Below are 24,910 nucleotides of genomic sequence, written 5' to 3'. Positions count from 1 at the left end.
ATTAACGGCTCAATGCTCGCAATTCACCATCCATGTCATCTTGAACTTGTCGACCACCATGCCGAAGCCCTCGGCCCAGAACGTCTTGCCATACGGCATTACGACCTGGCCGCCCTCGGCCAGCGCGTTGAAGATGCGCTCGCCTTCCGCATTCGGCACATATCCCACGGACATCATGAAACCCGAAAATGCCGGCGTGTGACCTTCGCGTCCGTCGGAGGCCATGATTTGCGAATCGCCAATCTGGATGTTGGCGTGCATTACCTTGTCCGCCCAGGCGGGCGAAACCGGCTCGCCGCCCGGAGGCGCTTCCTTGTAGCGCATCAGGAAGGTCACCTTGGCGCCCATCACCTTGCCGTAGAACGCCACGGCTTCGTCGAATCGTCCGCCAAAATCAAGATACGGTTGCACCTGCATGTCGATCTCCTGTTCGGTTTGCCGCAAACGCGCTGATTCGCGCCGCGACATTATGCGCCCGTGGCGGTACCGGAATTGTCAGGAAAGTCGAGCTCGAATGCGGTCTCGCCTTCCACGCTGTGCACCGCCACGCTGCCGCCATGCAGACGCATGATGGTGTCGACGATGGCCAGACCAAGCCCGGTGGAGGTTGCCGAATTGCGGCGCGAGGGATCGGCGCGATAGAAGCGGCCAAACAGGTGCGGGAGCGTCTCGGCGGCAATCGCCGGGCCGTCGTTGATCACGCTGATCACGGTGTTGCGCGCCGACCTGCGCGTCACGGCCATCCGCACCGTGCTCCCGGCCGGCGCGTGGCGCAGCGCATTGTCGAGCAGATTGATGATGGCGCGCCGCAGCAAGGTCTGGTCGGCCACCACTGGCGCCGCGCCAGACACGCTCATCGTCAGCTCGCGATCGGCCGCCACCGCCTCGAAATACTCGGCCACCTTGTCCAGTTCGGCGCGCGCATCGAGCGGGCGCGCACCAAGCGCCACCTGCGCATTGTCGGCGCGCGCCAGGAACAGCATGTTCTCGATCATGCGCGCGAGCCGCTCGTATTCCTCAAGGTTCGATTCGAGCAACGCTTCATATTCGGCAGGGGTGCGGCGCTGGGCCAGCGTCACTTGGGTCTGTCCCACGAGGTTGCTGATGGGCGTGCGAAAGTCGTGAGCGAGGTCAGCGGAAAATTGCGACAACCGCGTGAAGCTGTCCTGCAGGCGTGCCAGCATCGCATTCAGGGCGCCCGCCAGTTCACGCAGCTCCTCTGGCGCGCCGCCCACGTCGAGCCGCGTGGCCAGTCGGCTGGTGGTCACGGCTGCGGCGTCGCTGGCCATGCGGCGCAGCATGCGCAAGCCACGCCGCGCCAGCAGGTAGCCCAGCGCCGCGGCGACGATCGCACCGCATAACACCGCGCCCAGCAGTTCGCCGCGATATTCACGCATCAACGCCGCGCGGTAGCCGGCGTCGCTGAGCACGATGATCTCCACGGTGCGTCCCGATTCGCCCACCTGCCCCAACGCCGCCATGCCGCGCGACGGCACGCCATTGCGCGGATGCCAGGTCTGCAGCAGAGATTTATCGGGCGCGGTGTTGGCGGGCAGCACCCGCAGCGGCGGAATCGGCTCGTTATGCGGATTCAGCGCGATCAACGGTTCGCCTTCGCGCGTGCGCACCACGAGAATCAGGCCCTCGTGGCCCATCGCGATATCGGCAAAACGATGCGTGTCGGTGCGGATTTCTGTTTCGTCAGCGACTTCGCGCAGCAGATGCCGCACCAGCAGGACTTCGCCAACCAGTTCGGTCTCGTCGCGAGACTGCAGCTGGCTGCCCAGCGCGCTGGACAGATACGTGGCCACCCCCACCAGGATCGCCGCCGTGGTCAGGCCATAGGCCAGCGCCAGGCGCGTGGTCAGCGACGACGGCATCCATCCATCGATGGCGCGCCGCAAGCGCAGCAGCCGCTTCATGCGCGCTTACGCCTCGCCCGATTCGTCGAGCACATATCCCATGCCGCGACGCGTGTGGATCAGCTTGTGCGGAAACGGGTCGTCGACCTTGGCGCGCAACCGCCGGATCGACACGTCCACGACGTTGGTATTGCTGTCGAAATTCATGTCCCAGACCTGCGAGGCGATCAGCGAACGAGACAGCACTTCGCCGCGACGGCGCGCCAGGAGCTGCAGCAGCGCGAATTCCTTCGACGTCAGGTCGATCTTTTGGCCGGCGCGCGTCACGCGACGGCGGATCGTATCGATCTGCAGATCCGCCACTTCCATGAATTCGCTCTCGCGCAGCGGCCCACGGCGCAGGATCGTGCGGATGCGCGCCACCAGTTCCGCGAAGGCGAACGGCTTTACCATGTAGTCGTCGGCGCCCAGTTCCAGCCCCTTGAGCCGGTCTGAAAGCTCATCGCGCGCGGTCAGGCACAGCACCGGGGTGTCCTTGTCGCGTCGCAGCTCGCGCAGCACTTGCCAGCCGTCGATGCCGGGCAGCATGACATCGAGCACGATCAGGTCGTAGTGCTGCTCGCGCGCATGCGCGAGGCCGTCCACGCCGTCGCGCGCCAGGTCCGCCACAAAGCCGGACTCGGTCAGCCCCTTCAGCAAATAGTCGCCCGCCTTCGGTTCGTCTTCGACAATCAGGATGCGCATGGTGATTCACTCTTGGGACGATGCCTTCGACGCAGCCGCCCCTGTCTTCCGGTTTATTGCAGAACTCAGACACTATCCGAGGTTTGACCGATTTGGGCGAACATTGCGTGAATGTCATCTTGCAACGCGGGCTTTACGCAATCAAACACAGTACAATGCGCGCTGCATTTTACTTGTCACGGCGCAGCCCAGGCTGCCGTGCCCCGCGCCCACGCTGCCTCGATGAAACGTCTGTTTTCCAGCTTCCTGTTGTGTCTTGCCATGTTTGCGCTGCCCGTGCAGGGCGCTGCCGCGGCAGTCATGATGGTTTGCAGCGCAGCGCAGGCCGTCGGCCTGTCGATGCCGGAACGGCATGCGGCCATCAAGGCGGAAGCGGAAGCCGAGATCGGCATGATGGACGCCGCCGCGCAATGCCACGACGCCATGGCGCACGGCCACGACGACATGGCGCACGGCCACGACGACATGCCGGTCTGGCACGACGCACATCCCGCGGCCGACACGCCGGACCATTCCAAGGATCATCACCGGCATCATGCGGCTGGCGCGTGCAGTGCCTGCGCCGCTTGCGCCGCCAGCGCCATGCTGCTGCCTGAACTCCCCCTCGTGGCCTTGCAGCATCGTCGCCACGCCCTGCCGCTGAGCACCGCGGCCAGCTTCGCCAGCCAGCTTCCCCTCCCGGCCGAACGGCCGCCTGCCCGCCACTGCTGACACCCGAGGTGCGTCCATCGCACGCTCGTCCCTCGCCAGCACTCGCCTGAATCCGCACAGGTCCGCCCCGATTGGCTCACGTCGGTATGGATCGGCTTAGGTCGACCTAGGTCGGCCCGGAGCCATCCGGATCCGCGCAGTGTTCTGGCGTCTCTCCACACGTGTTAAACCGCGCCGTGACCGTGCGTCGCACGCGGACGTCCAGATTCACGAGATTGTCATGCCCTTCGCGCGCCCTATGGCGGCGGCATGGCTGCTGATGCTGGTCCCGGCCCTGGCCGTGGCCCAGGCATCGTCGCCTGCCTCAACGCCGCCCAACCTGCCCGATCCTTCCGATCCCGCCGCCGTGGTTCCCGCCATGGCGGATGTCGCACCCATGTCTGGATACCTGCCGTACCAGTCGCCCACCGTTACGCCGTGGCGGCAGTCCAACGCCGCCGTCGCCCCCGTCCAGGGGGCGAACAGCCACGGCGATGCGCATGCCGGACATCGCATGCCGCGCAACGCCGCGCCGCAGCCGGCTTCCTCCGCGTCCGCGCGGCTACCGTCCGCGCCAGCGCCGCAAGGCGATCACGATCATTCCGCTCACTGAAAGGAGACCCACCATGATGTTGGCTTTCCTGAAGCGCGTTGGCGGCCCGCTGGTCAGCGTTCTATTGCTGGCCGGATGCGCGGGGTTTTCGCCCGAGGGCGGATTTGGCCCCGTGGCGGATGCCACGCGCGAGCGGCTGGGCAAGGATGCCGCCTGGATTCGCAGCGATGCGGACCGCGCCGCGGTGCGCGTGCGCGTGCGCGAATTACTGGCGCAGCCGCTCGACGCCGATCGCGCAGTGCAGATTGCATTGCTGAACAGCCCCGCGCTGCAAGCGCAGTACGCCGACCTTGGCATTGCCGAGGCCGATTACGTACAAGCGACGCGCCTGCCTAATCCCGGCTTTTCCTTCACGCGCAAATCCGCGGGCGACGACCTCAAGATCGACCGCGCCGTCACCATCGGCTTCATGAACCTGCTGGCGCTGCCGTTTGCCGCGCGTATCGAGGCCGGTCGCCTTGCACAGACGCGCCTGGCGGTGGCCGATGCGACGCTGCGCAAGGCGGAATCCGCGCGCCGCGCCTGGGTGCAGGCAGTCGCCGCCGAGCAGGCCGCGCGCTATGCGGAGCAGGTCCGGCGCGCCGCCGAAACGGGCGCCCTGTTTGCACGCGATCTGGCGCGCGCCGGCAATGTCAGCGCGCTCGATCACGCCCGCGAGCAGGCGTTCTATGCCGACGCCGCCGCACAACTGGCGCGCGCCCGCGAACGTGCGCTGTCCACGCGCGAGCAGTTGACGCGCGAACTGGGCCTGTGGGGCGCGGACATTGCCTATCGCTTGCCGGAACGGCTGCTCGACCTGCCGCCCGCGCGTCCCGGCGCGCGCGACCTGGAGGGCTATGCGATCTCCAACCGGCTCGATCTGCAGGCCGGCCGCCTACAGCTGGACAGCCTGTCGCGCTCGCTAGGTCTGACGCGCGCCACGCGCTTCATCAGCGTGCTCGACGTCAGCTACGTGCACAACTCCGAAACCGGCAAACCGCGCGAAACCGGCTACGGCATCGATATCGAAGTGCCGTTGTTCGACTGGGGCGGCGCGCGCGTGGCCCGCGCCGAGGCGGTCTACATGCAGGCGGCGGCGCGACTGGCCGAACAGGCCATCAACGCACGCTCGGTCGTGCGCGAAACCTACGCGGGCTATCAGGCGCGCTACGACATCGCCCGCCATTACCGCGACGAAGTGGTGCCGCTGCGCAAGCGTATCGGCGATGAAAACCTGCTGCGCTACAACGGCATGCTGGTCAGCGTGTTCGAACTGCTGACCGACGCCCGCGAGCAGGTGAACGCCGTCAACGGCTATCTCGATGCACAGCGCGATTTCTGGCTGGCCGAATCTGACCTGCGCAGCGCGCTGGGCGGCAATCTGCCGGGGCAACCCGTGAACGCCGCAAATGCTGCGAATGCCGCGAATGCCGCGAATGCTGGAAACGATGCGGGCAGCGCCGCGCGCCCGCAGCCTTCCACGCCCAACACACAAGGACAATGACATGGTTTCCCGCCGCAATTTTCTGGGTCAGTCGGCTGCGGCCATGCTGGGCGCCGCGATGGTATCGCGCGCCGGCGCCGCGGCCTTGCCCGAGGCGCCGTTGCAGAGCAGCGCCGCCACACAGGCGCCGTTGATGCCCGCCAGCGGGCGCCCGTATCAACCGGTGGTCACGCTCAATGGCTGGACGCTGCCGTGGCGCATGCGCAATGGCTGGAAGGAATTCCACCTGGTGGCAGAGCCCGTCGAACGGGAACTGGCGCCCGGCATGACCGCGCATCTGTGGGGATATAACGGGCAAAGCCCCGGCCCAACCATCGAGTGCGTGGAAGGCGACCGCGTGCGCATCTTCGTCACCAACAAACTGCCGGAACACACCACGGTGCATTGGCACGGCGTGATCCTGCCGGCCGGCATGGATGGCGTTGGCGGGCTGTCGCAGCCGCATATTCCGCCGGGCAAGACGTTCGTCTACGAGTTCGAAATGCGGCACGCCGGCACGTTCATGTACCACCCGCATTCCGATGAAATGGTGCAGATGGCCATGGGCATGATGGGATTTATCGTGGTGCACCCGCGCAACCCGGCAGCCATGCGCGTGGATCGGGACTTTGTGTTCCTGATCGCCGCCTTCGACATCGATCCGGGCTCTTACACGCCGCGTGTGGCTGAAATGACCGATTTCAACATGTGGACATGGAATAGCCGGGTGTTTCCGGGTATCGACGTATTGCCTGTACGGCTGGGCGACCGCGTGCGCATCCGCATGGGCAATCTGACGATGACCAATCATCCGATCCATCTGCACGGTCACCGCTTCGAGGTGACCGGCACCGATGGCGGCTGGGTGCCGCAGTCGGCGCGCTGGCCCGAGGTCACCACCGATGTCGCGGTAGGGCAGATGCGCGCGATCGAATTCGTGGCGGACAACCCCGGCGACTGGGCCTTTCATTGCCACAAGTCGCACCACACGATGAACGCCATGGGCCACAACCTGCCGACCATGATCGGTGTGAAACAGAAGGATCTGGCCAGCCGCATGAACGCGCTTGTGCCGGACTATATGCCGATGGGCGAAGCGGGCATGGCCGACATGGGTGCGATGGAAATGCCGTTGCCCGACAACACGCTGCCGATGATGAGCGGCCAGGGTCCGTTCGGCCCGATCGAGATGGGCGGCATGTTCACCACGCTCAGGGTGCGCGCCGGACTGGCGCCCAACGATTATCGCGATCCGGGCTGGTATCGGCATCCGGCCGGCACCGTGGCCTTCGAACACACCGAACCCGCGACGCGGCCGCCGCGCCGTTGAAGCACCGACATGACCCCTAACAAGGAACACACGATGAAATACACGCTCACGACGCTGATGCTGATGGCCTCGCTGGCCTGGATGCCGCAACTTGCCACCGCTGACACCGCAAACATTGCCGCGGGCGCGGCGCCTGGCGCAATCTCCGGCGCGCTGCCGGATCAGTCCGGCATGCCGTTACCGCAAGTGGAAGGTGAAATCCGCAAGGTGGATGCCGCGGCGGGCAAGCTGACGGTTCGCCATGGTCCGATCGAGAATCTGAACATGGCCGCCATGACGATGGTGTTCCGCGTGAAGGACCCGGGCATGCTTGCGCAGGTGCAGACCGGAGACAAGGTGCGCTTCACCGCCGAGCGGCTCGACGGGCTGCTGACGATCACATCGTTGACCGTCGAGAAATAATCGGCCAACCAGCGCGATATTGGCGCAGGCTCAGTCCACGCGATAGAAATCGATCGACTGGCCAGCGTTGACCGCGCGTTGCAGCCAGTCGGGATATTCGCCGGTCCCATCCCAGGTCTGCCCCATCGCATTGCGATAGAGCGTACGCGGCTTGGCGGCGCTTTCGGGGGCACTGGCATTGGCAGCAACCGCACCACCGGGCGTGGCGGCCGGGGCAGCGGCGTCGCTGTCGGGGCCGTCCTCGCTTTCCACAAAACAGCCTGCGTCGACGAGATCGTCGAACGTCAGGCCGTAGTGGTCCATCTGCTCGCGGATCCACGCCACCGCGGCTTGTTTGGCTGCATCAGACTCGGACATGACTTATCGTGCGCGCCCGCGCCACGTGGGCGGCGGGCTGGGGATCAGGGATTCGGGGATTTGCCCGCGCGGGCGAAACCAGCGGGCCAGACACGGATTCTACAGGGTGTTGGGCCTGACATCGCCAGAATCGGCGGAACACATTGTTCACCCGGCCTATTTGCACCGCTGTCGGCGGGCGGCTCCCGCGCGTGCGCAGATGCCGCGCAGCGTATGACAGCAATGTCATTATCGGGTCATCTTTGCGTTGGCACCCCGCAAATAGACTGCTTGCAAGGTCGCGAGACGACCGGTACTCACCACCCGCTGCCTCTATCCTCGAACCTTAAAGGAGTCCTTCATGTTCAAGAAAGCCCTGCTCTATTCCGCCCTCGCCGCAACGCTGGCGGGCACCGCCGGATTGGCCAACGCCGCACCGCGCAGCGCCGATCCGTTCACCGACGGCGCGCGCGCCACGGGCCACGACGGCTACGTCGATCGCAAGCGCGATGTCTACAGCGAAGGCGCCCACGACGTGCGCTCCAAGCGGGATCCGTACACCGACGGTGCGTTCTCCGCCACCGGCAAGCGCGACACTTTCAGCGACGGCGCCTGATCGTTACGTGCCTTCAGCAACGGCGGCGCCGACTCAGCGCGCCGCCGCCATGCTGGCGAATTGCGCTGCGGGCATCGGCTTGCCCAGCAGATAGCCCTGCAGCGCATCGCATCCCAACCCTGCCAGGAATGATTGCTGCGCAGCGGTTTCCACGCCTTCGGCCACCACCTGCAGCTTCAGCGTGCGTCCCAGCGCGACGATGGCCGACACGATCGCCGCATCTTCCGTATCCTCCGCAAGATCGCGCACGAAGCCTCGGTCGATTTTCAACTCGCTGGCGGGAATGCGCTTCAGATGCAGCAGGCTCGAATAACCCGTGCCGAAGTCGTCGATGGCGATGCGTACGCCCATCGCATCGAGCCGCGTCATGATTTCCAGTGTGGCCTCGACATCGCGCATCGCCGTCGTCTCGGTAATCTCGAGTGTCAGGCAGGCCGCCGGCACACCGTGCTGCGCCAGCGCCCGCGCGACCGATTCGACCATGCCGGCGTGGCAGAACTGCAATGCCGACAGGTTGACCGCCATCGACCAGTCCGTATGGCCGGTCGCATGCCACACCGCCAGTTGCCGGCACGCTTCATCCAGCACCCAGCCGCCGATCGGGACGATCGTGCCGGTCTTTTCCGCCAGCGTAATGAACTGGTCCGGCATCAACAGGCCCTGCACCGGGTGATTCCAGCGCAGCAAAGCCTCCGCGCCGACCAGCCGGTTGTCCGATGCGGAGAATTTCGGCTGATAGTGCAACTGCAATTGCCCGTTGCGCACGGCGCCGCGCAGATCCTGGATCAGTGTCTGCTGCGCGCGCGCCTGGTGATTCATCGAGCTTTCGAAATAGCAGTACGCGTTGCGGCCCGACGCCTTGGCGTGATACATCGCCGCGTCGGCGTTGGTCATCAACGCATCCTGATCCTGGCCATCGGCGGGATACAGCGCGATGCCGATGGTGCCCGATACGTGCAATGCATGACCCTCGACATATACCGTTTCGCGCAGCGTCTCGATCAGCGTGCCGGCCACCATGCCGGCGTCGGCTGGCTCGTCCACGCCAACCAGCACCACGAACTCGTCGCCGCCCACGCGCGAGATCGTGTCCTCGGAGCGCACGGCAGCGCGCAAACGGTTAGCGATCTGCACCAGCAGGCCGTCGCCAACCTGATGTCCGTAGGTGTCATTGACCCCCTTGAAACCATCGAGATCGACAAATAGCACGGCAAAGACGCCATGCTGGCGCGATGCCGCCTGGATGGCCTGCGCGAAGCGGTCTTCCAGCAGCACGCGGTTCGGCAGGTGGGTCAGCTTGTCGTGCAGCGCCAGGAACTCCAGTTCCTTGTTGGCCTCGCCCAACGCATCGGCCAGCACGGCCGTGCGCATTTCCAGCCGCATGTCGAGCACCGACGTGATCAGCGCCACGGCCAGTACGCAAACCGTGATCACCAGGATCGGCACGGCCAGCGCGTGGGGGTCCATGCCGTCCGTGGCCGCGCCGCACACGCTGCCGAGCGGAAACTGCGCCGCCGCCATGCCCGTGTAGTGCATCGCCGCGATTGCGCCGCCCATCACCACCGCCGCGCCAAATCGCAACTGATGGACGCGCGGCATGCTGCGACGCAGCCGGAACGCGATCCACAGCGCCGCGCCCGAGGCGCCCACGGCAACGACAATGGACACTACGAACAGCAGCGGGTCGTAGTCGATGCCGGGGCGCATGCGCATTGCCGCCATGCCGGTGTAGTGCATGCTGGCCACCGCCGCCCCCAGCGCCAACGCGCCCAGCGCCAGGCGCCCGGGCGGCAGATGATCCCGGCTGACGAGCCGCAGTGCGAAGGCCGACGCCAGCACCGCGATCAGCAGCGAAAGCCCGGTGATCGCCGGGTCGTAGCCCAGCGGGATCGGCAGGCGGAAGGCGAGCATGCCGACGAAGTGCATCGACCAGATGCCAAACCCCATGGCAATCGAGCCGCCAGCCAGCCACATGCGCGCGTAGCGGCCGCGCGCGGCAGTGGCAATACGCCCGGCCATGTCCAGCGCGGTGTAGGACGCGAGGATGGCGACAAGCACGGAAAACAAGACGAGAGGCGCGTCGTAACTGGGGGACATCATTGGGGCGTGACGGGGCAGTGGCTTTGCTGGCCCGCGATTCTGGCGGCACAGGATGACGGAACGTGTAAACGTGCAATTCCCGCCCTCTGCATCGGTTATCGGTATTTGCAAACCGGACTGAAGCGGGATTTTGCATCAGCCGCGTAAATGCCGCACCCGCGGATTTCCCCTCGCTGGCCCGCTCACGCCCAGCGCACGGTCGTGCCCGCGCGCCAACCCGCATGGGAGTGCGGCGCGGCAATGTCCCCTTGACATGCAACCACGGGACGCCCGCGATCGTCCGACAAATTCCTACATCGCAATCAGCGTGCGCCCGAAAGGCTGACGATGCGCGCGCACCTATCCTTGAGTCGTGATGAACGCGCGGCCTCGGACAAACGAAACAACCACCGGCGCCGCGCAGCAGGAGAAAAAACCATGTGGAAACGAGTCGCAGGAGCACTGGCAATCAGCGCATGCTGGTGGGCGTTGTCGGGCTGCACCGCAACAGGCGCGGTGGCCGGCGGTGTAGTTGGACATGAAGCCACCGGCGGCAGCACCGCCGGTACAGTTGGCGGTGCCGTGGTGGGCGGCGTGATCGGCCACGAACTCGGCAAATAAACGCGGGACTTAACGGGCTCTGGCGCAATCGGCAGAGTCATCGACAAACAGGATTTACGATTTCCGCGGTCTGAACGGCGGGCAGGGTCGTTCAGATTTGCGCGGCATGGACTCTAGATGGGAAGGACATGCCGCCGCGCGCCGCGCCATGAGCGTCGGCTGTTGTGCCCTTCAGCGATGAGCGGACGTTCATTGTTGAAAGGCATCACGGCATCCAACGACGAAAGATCTTACGGATCGTCATGGCGCGGCAGCGGGAAACCTCCATGGGGCGCGCCCCGAACGTAGTACGAAAACACCCCGGTCGTGGAAGCGGCCGGGGTGTTTGTTTTGGAGTCCGCGCGCGGCGCGGCCGATACCGCAGCCCGCGTTCAATACGACTTCGGCAGGCCCAGCACGCGCTCGGCGATGTGGCACATGATCAGCTGAGCGCTGACGGGGGCGATACGTGGAATGTACGATTCGCGCAGATAGCGTTCAACGTGATACTCGCGCGCATACCCCATGCCGCCCAGCGTCAGCACTGCGGTCTGGCACGCCTGATGCGCGGCTTCGGCGGCCAGATACTTGGCCGCATTGGCCTCCGCGCCACAGGGCTTGCCATTGTCGTACAGCCATGCGGCCTTCCAGACCATCATGTCGGCGGCTTCCAGCGCCATCCATGCCTGCGCAAGCGGATGCTGGATGCCCTGGTTCTGGCCGATCGGGCGGCCAAACACCGTGCGCTCGCGCGCGTAACGCGTGGCGGCGTTCAATGCGGCCCGCCCCAAGCCGACGGCTTCGGCGGCTATCAGGATGCGCTCGGGATTGAGCCCATGCAGGATGTATTCGAACCCCCTGCCCTCTTCGCCGATGCGATCCGCCGCGGGGACCATCAGCCCGTCGATAAACAGCATGTTCGAATCGACGGCGCCGCGTCCCATCTTGTCGATTTCGCGCACCTCGATGTGGTTGCGGTCCAGCGCCGTGTAGAACAGGCTCAGGCCCTGCGTCGGTTTGGCCACCGCGTCCAGCGGCGTGGTACGCGCCAGCAGCAGCATGCGCGTGGCCACCTGCGCCGTGGAAATCCAGATCTTGCGTCCGTCCACACGGTACGCACTACCGTCGGCGGTGCGCACCGCCTGGGTCTTCAGATGCGTGGTATCGAGTCCCGCATCGGGCTCGGTCACCGCGAAGCACGCCTTGTCCCGCCCTTCGATCAACGGCGGCAGCGCGGCCTGCTGCTGGGCCTCCGTGCCGAACACCACCACCGGATTCAGCCCGAATACGTTCATGTGGATGGCCGACGCGCCCGAGAAGCCCGCCCCCGATGCCGACACGGTCTGCATGATCAGCGCCGCTTCGGTGATGCCCAGGCCGGCACCGCCGAATCGTTCCGGCATGGCGATGCCCAGCCATCCCGCGCCGGCCATCGCCTGATGGAACGCTTCGGGAAAGCGGTGCGCGCCATCGAGTTCGGACCAGTATTCGGGCCCGAAATCGGCGCAAAGCTGCGTGACGGCGTCCACGATCGCGTTCTGCTCGGGCGTCCTTTCAAAATTCATCTGACGATTCCTTTGGTTTTTTCCGCCGAATATTCTTCGCCGCGTTTTTTCCGCTGGTCACTCTGGCTGGATGCCAGCGTCCTTGACCAGCTTGTTCCACTTGACCAGTTCGCTGCCGACAAAGCCCGCAAACTGCTGCGGCGTTTGCCCGAACGCCTCGAAGCCCAGCGCTTCGAATTTCGGCGCGACTTCCTTGCTTGACGCGATCTTCGACAGTTCCCGATTGAGCCGCTCGACAATCGGCTGCGGCGTGCGGGCCGGTGCGAATACGCCGTTCCAAGACGTGATGTCGAATCCCTTGAGCTCGGGCGTGTCGGCAATCGGCGGCAGATCGGGCAGCAGGCGGCTGCGCTGCGCGGTGGTCACGGCCAGCGCGCGCATCTTGCCGGCCTTGACGTTGGCCGCGCCGGCGGCCACGTCGACGAACATCATCGGCACCTGGCCCGCAATCACGTCGGTCATGGCCGGCGGCGTGCTCTTGTAGGGCACGTGCAGCAGATCGATCTTGGCCATCCGGCCCAGCGTGGCGCCGGACACGATGCCGGTGCTGTTGCCGCTGGCATAGGACATGCCCGGATGCGCCCTGGCATAGGCGATCAGTTCGCCAACGGTTTTCACCGGCAGCTTGGGATTGATGACCAGCATGAACGGCAGGTTGCCCATGCGCGCCACCGGCGTGAAATCCTTGATCGGGTCATAGGGCAGCTTCTTCATCAACGATGGATTGGCCGAGTGCGTGGTGTTGGTCGTCATGAACAGCGTGTAGCCGTCCGGCGCGGCCTGCGCCACCAATTCCGCGGCAATCGCCCCGTTGGCGCCGGGACGGTTGTCTACCACGACGTTCTGGCCCAGCGCATCGCCCAGTTCCTTCGCGGTAATGCGCGCAACCGCATCGGTGCCGCTGCCCGCCGCGAACGGCACCACCAGCCGTATCGGCCGGCTGGGATAGTTGTCGGCCGCCTGGGCGGCCAGCGGCAAGGCCATGGGCAACGCCAGCATGGCGGCGACGAGCGTGCGCCGCACGCGGAAATTCGGCATGAATGGTCTCCTCGGTATTGTTATGGCGGCTGCGGACAGCCTCGGCGCAACGGTCAGTCCGGACGAATCACGCGGTCCGGCGATTCCTCGTACGGCGGGGCGTAGATCACCAGCAGCTTGACCGGTTCATCGCTGATCACCGTGAACACATGCATGGCGTCGGCCGGAAAGAAACAGCAATCGCCGGGCCCCAACTCCTGCGCCTGCCCGTTGACCTCGGCGCGCGCGCGCCCTTCCAGCACATAGCAGACCTGTTCGATGCCGGGATGCGCATGCGGCAGCGCGCCCTTGCCGCGCTCGATGGTGCCGTGGATGACTTCGAGCTGGGTCGCGCCAACGTTTTCGCGGCCGATGATGCGGCGGTTCAATGTGCCGACGTGATTGGCCGGGTGATATCCGGCCACCTCTTCAGTGCGCACGAAGTAGGAAGAAGCCGGCTGCGCGGCGGCTGGCGATGCGGTCATGAGTGGGCTGTCTCCAACGTCGATGCCTGACCGGGCGGCCGGCATCTGTTTTCATGTCTGTGAAACGGATTTTATGCTCATGAAAATATACGTCAACTAGGGGTTGCTACGGGGTCGGCGCGCTTTCACAACGAACGGACTCTGCGGCGGGCTCACCGGATCCCGCCGGCGGCGCCGCGCATATACCCGCGCCGCATATGCGCATGACAATTTGCAGCTTCGTTCGCATCGTTGCCGTCCCTACAATGGGCCGGCCTGGCGCGCGTCACAAGCGCGCATCTTTGAGGCGCAATCGAACACAAAAGGAACGGGAGGAATCGATGCAAATGGGCAAAGGCATTCGGATGCTTGTGGCGCTATGGCTGGCATGCAGCGTCACGCAGGCGGCAAGCGCCGCGGATCCGGACAAGAAGGAGATCCGCTTCGGCGCGACCGCGGGTCCCTATGCGGACCAGATTCGCTATGGCATCAAGCCCATTCTGGAAGCGCGCGGCTACAAGGTGACGATCGTCGAGTTCAGCGACTATGTGCAGCCAAACCTGGCGCTGGCCGACGGCGCGATCGACGCCAACGCCTTCCAACACGCGGTGTACCTGAAGAAATTCTCGGAGGACCGCAAGCTGCAACTTTCCGAAGTGGTGCAGGTGCCGACTGCGCCGATCGGCATCTATAGCCGCAAGCACAAGACGCTCGGCGAAGTAAAAGCCGGCGCGACGGTATCGCTGCCCAACGATCCGACCAACCTCGCCCGCGCCATCGCCATCCTGCAGCAGATTGGCTGGGTCACGCTCAAGCCAGGCACCGATGCTGTGCGCGCATCCGAGCGCGATATCGACGGCAACCCGCACCGGCTGAAGCTCGTGCAGCTCGAAGCCGCGCAGTTGCCGCGCTCGCTTGACGATGTCGACTATGCCTTCGTCAACGGCAATTTCGCACTGGCGTCCGGGCTCAAGCTTACGTCGGCACTGGCGCTGGAAACGATCCCCGACTACTACATGAATCTGGTAGCCGTGAAAACGGCGGACCTGAACAAGCCTTTCGTGGCGGAGATTCGCGACGCCTACCGCTCGGCCGCCTTCAAGTCGGTGACGCAACAGCGCTTTGCCGGGTTCAATCCGCCCGCCTATCAGCGCTGATGCTGTCCAGTGCGCAACCGGCTTAGGGAGCCGGCTGTGGCCGCCGCTCGGCCAGTTCTTCGAGCATCTCGGCGGGCGGCGCGAAGAACAGGCATCCGGTGACAGCGGTGCTGTAGTCGAGCAGGCGGTCGTAGTTGCCGGGCGGCCGGCCGACGAACATGTTCTCCAGCATCTGCTCGATGGGCTCCGGCGAACGCGCGTAGCCAATAAAGAACGTGCCGAATTCGCCCATGCCCGGGCGGCCGAACGGCATGTTGTGGCGCAGGATCTTCACTTCCTCGCCGTCCTTGACGATGGTGGTCAACGCACTGTGCGCGGAGGTGGGCTTGATGTCGTCGTCGAGTTCGATATCCGACAGCTTCTTGCGGCCGATGATGCGCTCCTGCATTTCCACCGGCAGCGCGTTCCAGCCATCCATGTCGTGCAGGTATTTCTGCGTGATGACGTAACTGCCGCCGGCAAACGCGGGGTCTTCATCGCCGACGATGGTGGCATGCACGGCGTGACGGCCGGTCGGGTTTTCCGTGCCGTCGACAAAGCCCACCATGCTGCGCAGGTCGAAGTAGCGAAAGCCGTGCACTTCGTCGACCACGGACACGGCGTTGCCCAGACGGCTGGTCAATTGCATCGCCAGCTCGAAGCACAGGTCCATCTGTTCGGCGCGGATATGGAGCAGGATGTCGCCGGGCGTCCCCACCGCCATGCGCTCGCCAGCGCCGAATTCGCGGAAGACGTGCAGCGCTGCCGGGCGCGGCGCGCCGAACAGCCTGTCCCAGGCCTGTGCGCCAAATCCACATACGCACGACAGGCTTGCCCCGGGAAAGCGCTGCCCCACCGAACGCACCAGCCCCGCGATGTCGGCGCACCAGCTTCGCACTGCGTCTGCGGCGGCATCGCCGGGCTGGATCGTGGCCACGATGAAAATGGCGCTGCGGGTGACGGGACTGCATACCGCCTGGGGTTCCACCGGTTCAGTGGCGGCAAGATCGGGCTTTGTCATGGTTATTCTCCGGGGACTTTTCGTTGCGCCCAAATAGTAGGCGGCTTGCGCGCCGCCAGCAACGGTACGCCGTATCGGTAGAATGCCGTCCTTTCCCAAACATCGAACACCGAAAGACACGGAGCCATAACATGAAGATGGACGCATTCGCCTTCGGCACCACCGACTGGGCTCAGGTGGAACGCGCCGAGCACAAGGGCGAAACCGGCGTGGCCTTTTGGCGCACCCGATACTTCGGTGACGAGGACCGGCGCATCCGCGTGCGCATGGTCGAGTATTCCGCCGGATACCTGGCCGATCACTGGTGCAAGAAGGGACACGTGCTGTTCTGCCTGGAAGGCACGCTCGAGACGACGCTCGAGGACGGCCGCACTTTCGTGCTCGAACCGGGCATGAGCTACCAGGTGGGCGACGACGCCGAGGCGCACCAGTCGCGCACGGCAAACGGCGCCCGATTGTTTATCGTCGACTGATTCAAGGGAGCGCACACATGCAGCCAACCGATATCGAGGCGATTCGCCAGGCGTTTGAACTGGTCAGCACCTTTACCGAGGCGAAGCTGCCCCAGTACACGGTGAACACCGAGGCCGAAGCCCTGCAACTGGCCACGCATCGCCATTACAAGGGCGGCCTGTACCGGCGCGTATTCGAATCGCGGCATTCCGAAAGCGAAGAGGTCCTGACCGTCTACGTGCATATCTGGCCGCACCAGGTGGGCGGCTGGGCGCGTCCCGCGGAAATGTTCCACGGCCGTCTTGAAGACGAACGCGTGCGCTTTGCCCCGCTCGATCGCTAAGGCGGGACCGGCGGCAACCCCGGGGGCATTTGCAAACAATCCGGCCGGATGGTATCTTCCGGCGCCATGAGTGAAGCCCACCGCCGCCCCAAACAACCGCAACTCATTCGCGACCGCCTGTTATCGGCCACCATCGAACTGCTTGTCGAAGAAGGCATCGGTGCGGTGACGCTGAACGCGGTGGCCGCGCGCGCGGGGGTGTCCAAAGGCGGGCTGCAGCATCATTTTTCGAGCAAGCAGGAATTGCTGGAAGCCATCTCCAACCTGGTGCTCGATCGCTTCAAGGGCCAGGTAAGCGCCGCGGCGCAAGCCGATGGCGAGCCGCACGGACGCAATACCCGCGCCTATCTGCACGCCTCGGCCGATGGGCTGGTCGAGCGCGGCGAACGTGAGCTGTGGCGCGCCGCAATGATGCTGGTGATGGCCCGCCCCGATTTCCGCACGCCCTACCAGGAATGGGAAACCGAATCGCTGCAGCAGGACGTGGCGCATTCCGGCGATGCCACGCGCTTGCTACTTTGCCGGCTGGCCGCCGACGGCCTCTGGCTGGCCGATCTGCTGGGCCACCGTACGATCGATTCCGCACAACGGGCGGCGTTGCTGCAGCAGCTCGACCACATGACCTATCGCCGCCCCGAACACGCATGACCTCACAAGATTTTTCGGCATCCGATCTGGATGCCAGCCTGACCCGTGCGCGCGACGCGCTGCTGAATCTGCAACATGCAGACGGCCACTGGTGCTTCGAGCTTGAATCGGACGCCACCATCACGGCCGAATACATCCTGATGATGCATTTCGTCGACGAGATCGACACCGCATTGCAAGCGCGCATGGCCAGGTATCTGCGCAATCTGCAGCGGCTCGACGGCCACGGCGCATGGGACCTGTATCACGGCGGCGCGGTGGATGTGTCGTGCAGCGTCAAGGCGTACTTTGCCCTGAAGGCCGCTGGCGATTCTCCCGATGCGCCGCATATGCAGCGCGCGCGCGATGTCATCCTGCAGCACGGCGGCGCGGCCAAGTCGAACGTCTTCACACGCATCCTGCTGGCAACCTTCGGCGAAGTGCCGTGGCGCGCCACGCCTTTCATGCCGGTGGAATTCGTGCTGTTTCCACGCTGGGCGCCGATCCACATGGACAAGGTGGCCTACTGGGCGCGCACGACCATGGTGCCGCTGCTGGTGCTGTGCTCGATCCGCGCGCAGGCCAGGAATCCGCTGGGCGTTCACGTGCAGGAGCTGTTTGTCACGCCGCCGGAACTGGAAACCGGCTACTTCCCGCGCAAGCGCGGCCTGCCGGGCCTGTTCCTGAAGCTCGACCGGCTGGTCCGTCATGCCGAGCCGCTGATTCCGCGCCTGCTGCGCCGCAAGGCGATCGAACGCGCCGTGAAGTGGAGCGAGGAACGGATGAATGGCGAGGACGGCTTCGGCGGCATCTTCCCGCCGATGGTCTACGCCTACGAAATGATGGTGCTGCTTGGCTACGCCAAGGACCATCCCTTGCGCCGCGATTGCATGGATGCGCTGAAGAAGCTGATCGTGCATCGCGACGACGGCGTGTCGTATTGCCAACCGTGTCTGTCGCCCGTATGGGATACCGCCTGGAGCCTCATGGCGCTGGAACAGGCGCCGGCCGACGCGCGCACCGCCGAGGCCATCGCGCGCGGCTATGACTGGCTGACCGAACGCCAGGTGCTGGACCTGGCCGGGGACTGGGAGCACAACGCCGCGCCGGCCACCAGGCCGGGCGGATGGGCTTTCCAGTACGCCAACCCGTATTACCCCGATGTCGACGACACCGCCGTGGTGCTGGCGATGCTGCACGCGCACGGCAAGCGCACCGGACAAAGCCAGCGCTTCAAGCCGCATGTCGACCGTGCGCTCGACTGGTCGATCGGCCTGCAATCGCGTAACGGCGGCTTTGGCGCATTCGATGCCAACTGCGACCGCAATTACCTCAACGCGATTCCGTTCGCGGATCATGGCGCGCTGCTCGATCCGCCGACCGAAGACGTGTCCGGCCGCGTGCTGCTGGCGTTGGGCGTCACCAATCGCCCGCAGGACGCCACCGTGCGCGAGCGATGCATTGCCTATCTGCGCGACACGCAGCAGCGCGATGGCAGCTGGTGGGGCCGCTGGGGCACCAACTACATCTACGGCACATGGAGCGTGCTGGCTGGCCTGGCGCTGGCCGGCGTCGACAAGAACCTGCCGATGGTGCGCAACGCAATCGCGTGGCTGCGCGGCAAACAGAACGCCGACGGCGGCTGGGGCGAAACGAACGACAGCTACCTGCATCCCGAACTGGCCGGCACCAACGACGGCCGCAGCCTTGCGGAGCAAACCGCCTGGGCGTTACTGGGCCAGTTGGCGCTGGGCGAACATGAATCGGAATCGGTGCGGCGTGGCGTCGCGTACCTGATCGACGCGCAGCGCGAAGATGGCTTCTGGATGCATCCGTTCCACAACGCCCCGGGCTTTCCGCGCATCTTCCATTTGAAGTATCACGGCTACACCGCGTATTTCCCGCTGTGGGCGTTGGGGCGCTATCGCCGGCTGATGCACGGGACGCAGCCCGCGCAGCAAACCCGGGCGCCGCAGGCGCAAGGCATGCCGCAGGCGCCAGTGCGCGTGGCCGACGCCGCTGTCGCGGAGCGCACGCCGGCCTGATCGTCACCGGGCGGGGTGCGGCGCCCCGCCTACACGCGGCTTACGCCGGCACCTGTGTTCCCGCCCCGCCCTGCTCCTGCGAGAACATTCGCCTGGATGTGGCCACGTGGCTGGCGAACACTGGCCTGAGCACCGTGAACGCCAGCAGCGCCGCCATCAGGTCCATCGTGGCCACTGTATAAAGCACGGTGGACCACGTGCCGGTGGCTTCCATCATCAGATTGCCAATCGGCACAAACAGCGCGCCAATCCCCTTGGCCGTATAGAGCACGCCGTAGATCTTGCCGATGTGCTTGGTGCCGAAGGCATCGCCGGCCAACGCTGAGAACAGCGAATACACTTCGCCCCAGGCCAGAAACACCACGCCGGAGAGAATCAGGAACGCATACGGATTGCTGCCGAAGTAACCGAGCGCGATGATGCCGAACCCTTCCAGCGTGAAGGCGATCACCATGGTTTTCTCGCGGCCGATATTGTCGGAAATCCAGCCGAATAGCGGCCGCGAGATACCGTTCATGATGCGGTCCAGCATCAGCGCCAGCGGCAATGCAGCCATGACGAAGAAGTGCAGGTCGACCTGGAATTCCTTGACGCCCAGATCCTTGGCGATCACGCCAAGCTGCGCCACGGCCATCATGCCGCCGGTCACCACCAGCACAAACATCACCAGCATCAGCCAGAACAGCCGGGTGCTGAGCGCTTCGCGCAATGTGTAGTCGCGCGTGGACTGGGCGATCTTCTGCGAGACTTTGACCTCCGAAGCTTGCGGCGCGCGCAGGAACCAAGCCGCAACGAATGCCAGCGTGCCCTGCAGGATGCCGAAGAACAGGAAGGTGCTCTGGAATCCCGCCGATTCGATCATGGCCGCAATCGGCAGGATGGTGGCGGCGGAGCCCGCGCCGTACCCGCCCGCCGTCAGCCCCACTGCCAGGCCGCGCCGGTCTGGAAACCACTTGATGGCGTTGTTGATACAGGTGGCGTAGATCGATCCCACGCCCAGCCCGCCCACTGCCGCGCCGACGTAGAAACCCATCAGCGACGTTGCCTGCGAATTGATCGCCCACGCCGCGCCGATGAAAAGTGCACCGAATGCCACCATCAGGCGCGGTCCGAATTTATCGATGAAATATCCTTCGATCGGCGCTAGCCAGGTCTGCACCAGGACAAAGATGGTAAAGGCGATCTGGATATTCGCCCGCGACCAGCCAAAAGTGTCCTGGATTTCCGGAACAAACAACGTCCAGGCATATTGGATATTTGCGGTGGCGATCATGCAGATAACGCCCACTGCCAGCTGGATCCAGCGCGTGCGGTCGGAAATCTGCGAATTGGGACGCAGCGATCCCGTAGATGCGTGGTTCATTTCGCGCCCTCCGGAATGACTGGATATGCATTATCTGAAAATACGCGCATGGGGTCGCACGACGCCAATCGTCGTCTGAATATGATTGCAGACATTTCGTCCCTCCTTGTGCCATCGTTGTTTTGTCGGCAGCAAAAATGACGGTTTTTTCGGCGATTAACGAATAGCCGCCAAATATCCCGTAAAGCCGCCATATTCCTGACTTGGCGAGCATCCTCACTCCTGCCATGCAGCTTCCGTCCAAACCTTGCCGTTATCAGAAGTCCGCCGCTTGGATGACAAAAATGTAATGTTCACCGCTACCCAACCATTCGCGCGAATGGATATAAGGTATGTGATATACCACCTTAGTCAAGATAAAAAGGACAGAGGGTTTTCACCATATCGGCAATCATTTATTCCGAATTCGGATGGATTATTGCCATTCACGACAGATACGAATGCATCGATTATCTATGGGCAAAAAAATGCCCGCAGGCTAGCACAGGCGGGCGGAGACGTGGCGCGCGACACCAGCTCGCGACACGAAACGTATTTATAGCCGATGTTTCTACTTCGTTTGCGCTTTGCCGATGGTTTTCCGCTGATTTAATCATTACATTTTTGTCAGAATGGAAAAACGCCGTCGATAATCGGCGGAAACGGCTGGGCGGCGGGGTGGGCAGTTGTACCTCGGTCTCGGCGGGGACGCCGAGCACGGTACTGCCGCCCGCGCCATGCGACTTCCGACGCCGCCTCTACCGACCTGCCCCACCCGTGGCTGCGCTTACCGTTGTGCCTGCACCGTGTGGACGGCGTCGAGAATGACCTTCGCCACATCGGCCGGCCGCGATTGCTGCGGCACATGGCTGGTCGGCAGGCTGGTCACCTTTGCGCCGATCTTGCTCGCCATGGCACGTTCCAGCTCGGGTGGGATCATGCGGTCCTTCTCGCTGACGATGAACCACGACGGGCGCGTGGTCCATGCCGCGACCGTGGTCTTTTCCGCAAACGCCTTGCTCTGGATGGGCCCTTGCGTGGCAGCCATTACGCGAGCCTGCGCGGCCGGCACGTCCTGGGCAAAATCGCTGGCCACCGCGTCCGGCGGCAAAGACAGGTAGCCGTCGGCATCGGCCACCAGCCGCTTGATGCCCGGCGCCGGCGGCGCCGCCTTGCCTACTTCCTCGGTGGACTGACCGGCGTCCGGCGCAAACGCGGCCACATAGACCAGCGCGGAGACCTTGTCGTTGGCGCCAGCCTCGGTAATCACCGTACCGCCCCACGAATGCCCTACCAGCACGACCTTGCCCGGCTGGTTGCGGATGGCGCGCCGCGTGGCGGCCACATCGTCGGCAAGTGAATTCAGGCCGTTCTGCACGGCTTGCACCTTGATGCCCTTGGCCTGCAGGATCGGAATCACCTTCGCCCAATCCGATCCGTCCGCGAAAGCGCCATGCACGATGACGACGGAAGGCGCCTGGGAGTCGGCGGCGGTCCCTTGGGTGGCCGATTGTGCGGCGAATGCCGACGTGTTTGCGGTGATGCCCATCGCGACCAGCGCAACGGATACGAGCGTGCGGTTCAACATTGAGAGTCCTTGGGTCTTTAAATACGCAACGGTTGGGAAATGAGCCCGCGCAAGCGCGCCGGCCATGAGATGTCTGTCAGACGTAGGCGCCGTCCAGATACGGGTCGATCTGGCGCGCAGGCGGCGCGGATACGCCGGTGCGGTCCAGCCCTGCCACCTTGTGCGCGCCGTCCAGGTAGGGATCGACATTGCGAGCGCCGTCGCTATACGGGCTGCGCGGTTCTTGCACGCTACGGGCGCCTTCGCTGTACGGGTCGCGGGCGCTGGTGACGGAGCGGGCGCCATCCGTGTACGGATCGCGCGATCCAACGGAAGCCTGGGCGCCGGCGGCGGCGCCAACCAGGGCAACGGCAAGAACGAGACGACGGGCGAGTTGAGCGGACATGATCGGTTTCCTTTGATAACGAAAGTGAATGGAGTTTGAAGACTGCGTGGCCGGATCTGCTTGCGTTTTCGCGTTGCGTCCTGCCATGGAACGTATTTAAGGCGTCCGAAGTATCTGGCCCGTATGGCGAGGCGCGCATTTTCGTCAGGAGACGTATCGGCGCCACGCCGGGATACAAAGCGGTACAAAGCCACGGTCTGGACGACACGCGGCATGGCGGCTTCAGGGGGAGCCGGCAAGACAACGGGGGCAAGGATTGATGGTGCAGCCGACGTAAGGGCCGGCTCGGGGCGGCGTCCAATGCGCCGGCAGTTCGCTACCAGGAAGAGCGAGAAACGGTGCCCCGGCGAGCGGGGTCGGCGCGTCAGAGCTTGCGCGCCTGCGCCCGAAGTCCCTTGAAGACACGGTCGGCCACATCGGCCGGAAAGTCGGCGGGCAACTGTGCGGTGGCCATCGCGATGGCGTGTTCCACGGCGCCTTTCAGCGCGGCCAGCACGGTTTCCACCTCCTCGGCCGGCAAGCCTGCCTGGCGTCCCTGATCCAGCCAGTGCCGCCGCATGATTTCAGCGATGCGATAGTGGTTCTGGCTGCCTCTCACCGCCATTGCCATGCGCGCCTTCTGCGGCGCAAGCTGGCTGGCGCCTCGCCCCATGATCGGAAAGGCGGACAGCACGTCGTACAGCGGCGTGGACCAATAACGGCCACCGGGACCGATCGACAGGCTGAAGTTCTTGGCGTGGCCGTCCGTGGCCGCCAGCATCCAGAACAACACCTGCGTGGCAAAGAAATTGCGCCGGTCGTGGGCCGGCGCCTCGGAGCCGGCCAGCACCGCCATGATGTCGCCGATGCCGGGGCCGCCATCGGCCTGGTATTTCGATAGCGGCGAAATGCCCAGCGCCTGGCAGAAATCCTCCTGCGGCAACCGCACGATCCATTTGCCGTCCGGCGCCAGCCGGCGGTCGAAGCGTTCCACCACCAGCACTTTCTGGTCCTCGAATCTGGCGATGTCGCACCGCGCGATCGGCAATCCGAAATGCCCGACCAGTTGCGCGCAGAGCCATTCGTTCTCTACCGAAGTGCGCATGTCGGCGCGCATGTTGCCGACCAATCCCAACGGCAGCTTCAGGATATGCGTGGTGGGCGTGCTGCCATGCGGCAGCAGCCACTTGCCGTTTCGATACAGCAGCGCGGTCTTTTCCTGCGCACCGGCAATCGACAGGCGCAGATCGCCGCTGTCGTCGGGCTGTCCCAGCACCGCCGTGTTGCGCGTGGTGTCGCGCAACAGGCGCGCGATGGCGGCTTCGCCGACCACGGTTCCCTCGATCCGGTGCAGGCCCTCCGGCACGGTGTCGTCCGGCAGCAATTGCAGCGCCCCTACGCAATCGCGGCCCAGCGCGGCCAGCAGATCGAACGGGCCGGTGCCTTGCGTGCGATGGCGCAATGCCAGACGCCGCCGGATGGCATCGCTGTCGGGCAGCAGGTTGTCGAAATAATCAGTCACGATGCTGCCGCGGTACGGCGCATTGTCGGCACGGAATGGCAGCGAAAGCGAGAGCGGTCGGCCCTGCGGGCTGGCCATCCAGTCTTCGTCGTAGGCAAACGCCTCGCCATCGGCGCCCTGCTCCCAGACGCCCGCGCGCCAACCGTTCATCCATACGCCGAGTCTGCGCCGTTGCGCGCGTCGTCCCATTACCAGTCCTCTTTCTGTTTGGCTTTTTTCGGGCGGGGTGCCGTGGCGGAAGTATCGCCGCGCGGCGTCAGCGCCAGATCCACTTCCAGTGCCTGCAGGGCCGCGAGCACGCGGGCCATGCTGGCGCGGCCCGGGTTCGCTTCCAGGCGGGCATAGCTTTGCTGGCTCACCCCCAGTCTGGCTGCAAGCGCGGCCTGCGTCAGGCCGCGAGACTTGCGTAAGCCCTGCAGGACTGGGCGTAACTGGCTAAGGATGCGGATCGGATAGGTGGCGGCCATGGCTCGTTTCACAACGGATCGGTTGTAACCACGTTTTACTACTTATCGGATGTATTTTCAATCTACAACCTATACGATGTAAAATCTATTTACAACGTATAGGTTGTGTAGCAGCGCGCCGTTTTTGCGCCGTGGTACAGTCCCGCCCCAGATCCTTCCCGACGTCCTGCGTCCCGAAATCGCGGCCGATCCGCGCCAGACCAGCCATGCCAGAGCGCCAAG

26 protein-coding genes are annotated in these 24,910 nt (G+C 64.6%); 12 read left to right on the top strand and 14 right to left on the bottom strand.

Annotation, left to right across the window (positions count from 1 at the left end; all coding sequences use genetic code 11):
* Positions 1-9: 9 nt before the first annotated feature.
* The 3 genes from F7R19_RS21270 to F7R19_RS21260 are packed head-to-tail and all read right to left on the bottom strand — an operon-like array spanning position 10 to position 2,606.
* Positions 10-417 carry a VOC family protein gene (locus tag F7R19_RS21270; protein WP_150981903.1) on the bottom strand — a complete coding sequence of 136 codons (408 nt, stop codon included), beginning with the start codon at positions 415-417 and terminating at the stop codon, positions 10-12.
* Positions 418-467: 50 nt separating this feature from the next.
* Complete coding sequence (locus F7R19_RS21265; RefSeq protein WP_223506102.1) at positions 468-1,922, bottom strand: heavy metal sensor histidine kinase; 1,455 nt, start codon at positions 1,920-1,922, stop codon at positions 468-470.
* 6 nt (positions 1,923-1,928) lie between these two features.
* Positions 1,929-2,606, bottom strand: coding sequence for a heavy metal response regulator transcription factor (locus F7R19_RS21260; protein ID WP_061955780.1), 678 nt, complete (start codon positions 2,604-2,606; stop codon positions 1,929-1,931).
* Positions 2,607-2,828: 222 nt separating this feature from the next.
* Here F7R19_RS21260 and F7R19_RS21255 point away from each other — a divergent pair, with 222 nt between their 5' ends.
* From F7R19_RS21255 to F7R19_RS21235, 5 genes are all read left to right on the top strand, one after another.
* A complete protein-coding gene (locus F7R19_RS21255) occupies positions 2,829-3,317 on the top strand; it encodes a hypothetical protein (protein WP_150981902.1) in 489 nt (162 codons plus the stop codon).
* A gap of 220 nt (positions 3,318-3,537) precedes the next feature.
* Positions 3,538-3,909, top strand: coding sequence for a hypothetical protein (locus F7R19_RS21250; protein WP_150981901.1), 372 nt, complete (start codon positions 3,538-3,540; stop codon positions 3,907-3,909).
* 13 nt (positions 3,910-3,922) lie between these two features.
* On the top strand, positions 3,923-5,392 hold the full coding sequence (locus F7R19_RS21245; RefSeq protein ID WP_150981900.1) for a TolC family protein: 1,470 nt from the start codon (positions 3,923-3,925) through the stop codon (positions 5,390-5,392).
* Position 5,393: 1 nt separating this feature from the next.
* Entirely contained in the window at positions 5,394-6,701 is a 1,308-nt protein-coding gene (locus tag F7R19_RS21240; RefSeq protein ID WP_150981899.1) for a multicopper oxidase family protein, read from the top strand.
* Positions 6,702-6,710: 9 nt separating this feature from the next.
* A complete protein-coding gene (locus F7R19_RS21235; RefSeq protein WP_223506100.1) occupies positions 6,711-7,103 on the top strand; it encodes a copper-binding protein in 393 nt (130 codons plus the stop codon).
* Between the two features lie 30 nt (positions 7,104-7,133).
* Here the strand turns inward: F7R19_RS21235 and F7R19_RS21230 are convergent, their stop codons facing one another.
* The gene (locus F7R19_RS21230) at positions 7,134-7,460 is read right to left on the bottom strand and encodes an H-NS family nucleoid-associated regulatory protein (RefSeq protein ID WP_150981898.1); all 327 of its coding nucleotides are present in this window, start codon (positions 7,458-7,460) and stop codon (positions 7,134-7,136) included.
* A gap of 340 nt (positions 7,461-7,800) precedes the next feature.
* On the opposite strand from F7R19_RS21230, the gene F7R19_RS21225 reads away from it, so the two are divergent.
* Complete coding sequence (locus tag F7R19_RS21225) at positions 7,801-8,055, top strand: copper resistance protein CopQ (RefSeq protein WP_150981897.1); 255 nt, start codon at positions 7,801-7,803, stop codon at positions 8,053-8,055.
* 33 nt (positions 8,056-8,088) lie between these two features.
* Here the strand turns inward: F7R19_RS21225 and F7R19_RS21220 are convergent, their stop codons facing one another.
* Complete coding sequence (locus tag F7R19_RS21220; RefSeq protein ID WP_150981896.1) at positions 8,089-10,155, bottom strand: putative bifunctional diguanylate cyclase/phosphodiesterase; 2,067 nt, start codon at positions 10,153-10,155, stop codon at positions 8,089-8,091.
* Positions 10,156-10,572: 417 nt separating this feature from the next.
* On the opposite strand from F7R19_RS21220, the gene F7R19_RS21215 reads away from it, so the two are divergent.
* Positions 10,573-10,755 (top strand): glycine zipper 2TM domain-containing protein, encoded by a 183-nt coding sequence (locus F7R19_RS21215; protein WP_061955796.1) that lies wholly within the window; start codon positions 10,573-10,575, stop codon positions 10,753-10,755.
* A 371-nt stretch (positions 10,756-11,126) separates the two neighbouring features.
* Here F7R19_RS21215 and F7R19_RS21210 read toward each other — a convergent pair whose 3' ends face one another.
* From F7R19_RS21210 to F7R19_RS21200, 3 genes are read right to left on the bottom strand one after another with little or no spacing between them, the layout of a single operon-like run.
* Positions 11,127-12,299 carry an acyl-CoA dehydrogenase family protein gene (locus F7R19_RS21210; protein ID WP_061955798.1) on the bottom strand — a complete coding sequence of 391 codons (1,173 nt, stop codon included), beginning with the start codon at positions 12,297-12,299 and terminating at the stop codon, positions 11,127-11,129.
* A gap of 57 nt (positions 12,300-12,356) precedes the next feature.
* The gene (locus F7R19_RS21205; protein WP_150981895.1) at positions 12,357-13,337 is read right to left on the bottom strand and encodes a Bug family tripartite tricarboxylate transporter substrate binding protein; all 981 of its coding nucleotides are present in this window, start codon (positions 13,335-13,337) and stop codon (positions 12,357-12,359) included.
* 53 nt (positions 13,338-13,390) lie between these two features.
* On the bottom strand, positions 13,391-13,801 hold the full coding sequence (locus F7R19_RS21200) for a cupin domain-containing protein (RefSeq protein WP_061955803.1): 411 nt from the start codon (positions 13,799-13,801) through the stop codon (positions 13,391-13,393).
* Positions 13,802-14,121: 320 nt separating this feature from the next.
* Between F7R19_RS21200 and F7R19_RS21195 the strand changes: the two genes are divergently transcribed.
* Positions 14,122-14,937 carry a MetQ/NlpA family ABC transporter substrate-binding protein gene (locus tag F7R19_RS21195; protein ID WP_150981894.1) on the top strand — a complete coding sequence of 272 codons (816 nt, stop codon included), beginning with the start codon at positions 14,122-14,124 and terminating at the stop codon, positions 14,935-14,937.
* A gap of 22 nt (positions 14,938-14,959) precedes the next feature.
* Here F7R19_RS21195 and F7R19_RS21190 read toward each other — a convergent pair whose 3' ends face one another.
* Positions 14,960-15,937, bottom strand: a complete 978-nt coding sequence (locus F7R19_RS21190) for a Dyp-type peroxidase (RefSeq protein ID WP_061955807.1) — start codon at positions 15,935-15,937, stop codon at positions 14,960-14,962.
* Positions 15,938-16,068: 131 nt separating this feature from the next.
* On the opposite strand from F7R19_RS21190, the gene F7R19_RS21185 reads away from it, so the two are divergent.
* The 4 genes from F7R19_RS21185 (at position 16,069) to shc (ending at position 19,405) form a co-directional block, all read left to right on the top strand.
* Entirely contained in the window at positions 16,069-16,410 is a 342-nt protein-coding gene (locus tag F7R19_RS21185; RefSeq protein WP_150981893.1) for a DHCW motif cupin fold protein, read from the top strand.
* A 101-nt stretch (positions 16,411-16,511) separates the two neighbouring features.
* Positions 16,512-16,733: a DUF1653 domain-containing protein gene (locus F7R19_RS21180; protein WP_223506365.1), complete on the top strand. Its 222-nt coding sequence runs from the start codon at positions 16,512-16,514 to the stop codon at positions 16,731-16,733.
* A 66-nt stretch (positions 16,734-16,799) separates the two neighbouring features.
* The gene (locus tag F7R19_RS21175; protein ID WP_150981891.1) at positions 16,800-17,381 is read left to right on the top strand and encodes a TetR/AcrR family transcriptional regulator; all 582 of its coding nucleotides are present in this window, start codon (positions 16,800-16,802) and stop codon (positions 17,379-17,381) included.
* Positions 17,378-19,405, top strand: coding sequence for a squalene--hopene cyclase (gene shc / locus F7R19_RS21170; protein ID WP_150981890.1), 2,028 nt, complete (start codon positions 17,378-17,380; stop codon positions 19,403-19,405). Before F7R19_RS21175 ends, shc begins: the two co-directional genes overlap by 4 nt.
* Before the next feature lie 40 nt (positions 19,406-19,445).
* On the opposite strand, the gene oxlT is transcribed toward shc, so the two are convergent.
* The 5 genes from oxlT to F7R19_RS21145 all read right to left on the bottom strand — a co-directional run bounded on the left by oxlT (position 19,446) and on the right by F7R19_RS21145 (position 24,688).
* Complete coding sequence (oxlT, locus tag F7R19_RS21165) at positions 19,446-20,768, bottom strand: oxalate/formate MFS antiporter (protein WP_150981889.1); 1,323 nt, start codon at positions 20,766-20,768, stop codon at positions 19,446-19,448.
* A gap of 766 nt (positions 20,769-21,534) precedes the next feature.
* Positions 21,535-22,335: an alpha/beta fold hydrolase gene (locus tag F7R19_RS21160; protein WP_223506098.1), complete on the bottom strand. Its 801-nt coding sequence runs from the start codon at positions 22,333-22,335 to the stop codon at positions 21,535-21,537.
* 76 nt (positions 22,336-22,411) lie between these two features.
* Positions 22,412-22,720 carry a hydroxyquinol 1,2-dioxygenase gene (locus tag F7R19_RS21155; RefSeq protein WP_150981888.1) on the bottom strand — a complete coding sequence of 103 codons (309 nt, stop codon included), beginning with the start codon at positions 22,718-22,720 and terminating at the stop codon, positions 22,412-22,414.
* Positions 22,721-23,084: 364 nt separating this feature from the next.
* Positions 23,085-24,410 carry a type II toxin-antitoxin system HipA family toxin gene (locus F7R19_RS21150; protein ID WP_170292625.1) on the bottom strand — a complete coding sequence of 442 codons (1,326 nt, stop codon included), beginning with the start codon at positions 24,408-24,410 and terminating at the stop codon, positions 23,085-23,087.
* On the bottom strand, positions 24,410-24,688 hold the full coding sequence (locus F7R19_RS21145; RefSeq protein WP_150981886.1) for a helix-turn-helix domain-containing protein: 279 nt from the start codon (positions 24,686-24,688) through the stop codon (positions 24,410-24,412). The genes F7R19_RS21150 and F7R19_RS21145 overlap by 1 nt, the downstream gene beginning before the upstream one ends.
* Between the last annotated feature and the right edge of the window lie 222 nt (positions 24,689-24,910).

This window comes from Cupriavidus pauculus (assembly GCF_008801835.1).
Classification (GTDB): domain Bacteria; phylum Pseudomonadota; class Gammaproteobacteria; order Burkholderiales; family Burkholderiaceae; genus Cupriavidus; species Cupriavidus pauculus.
The sequence above is the reverse complement of the archived record's forward strand: the minus strand, read 5'-3'. Positions and strand labels throughout refer to the sequence as shown.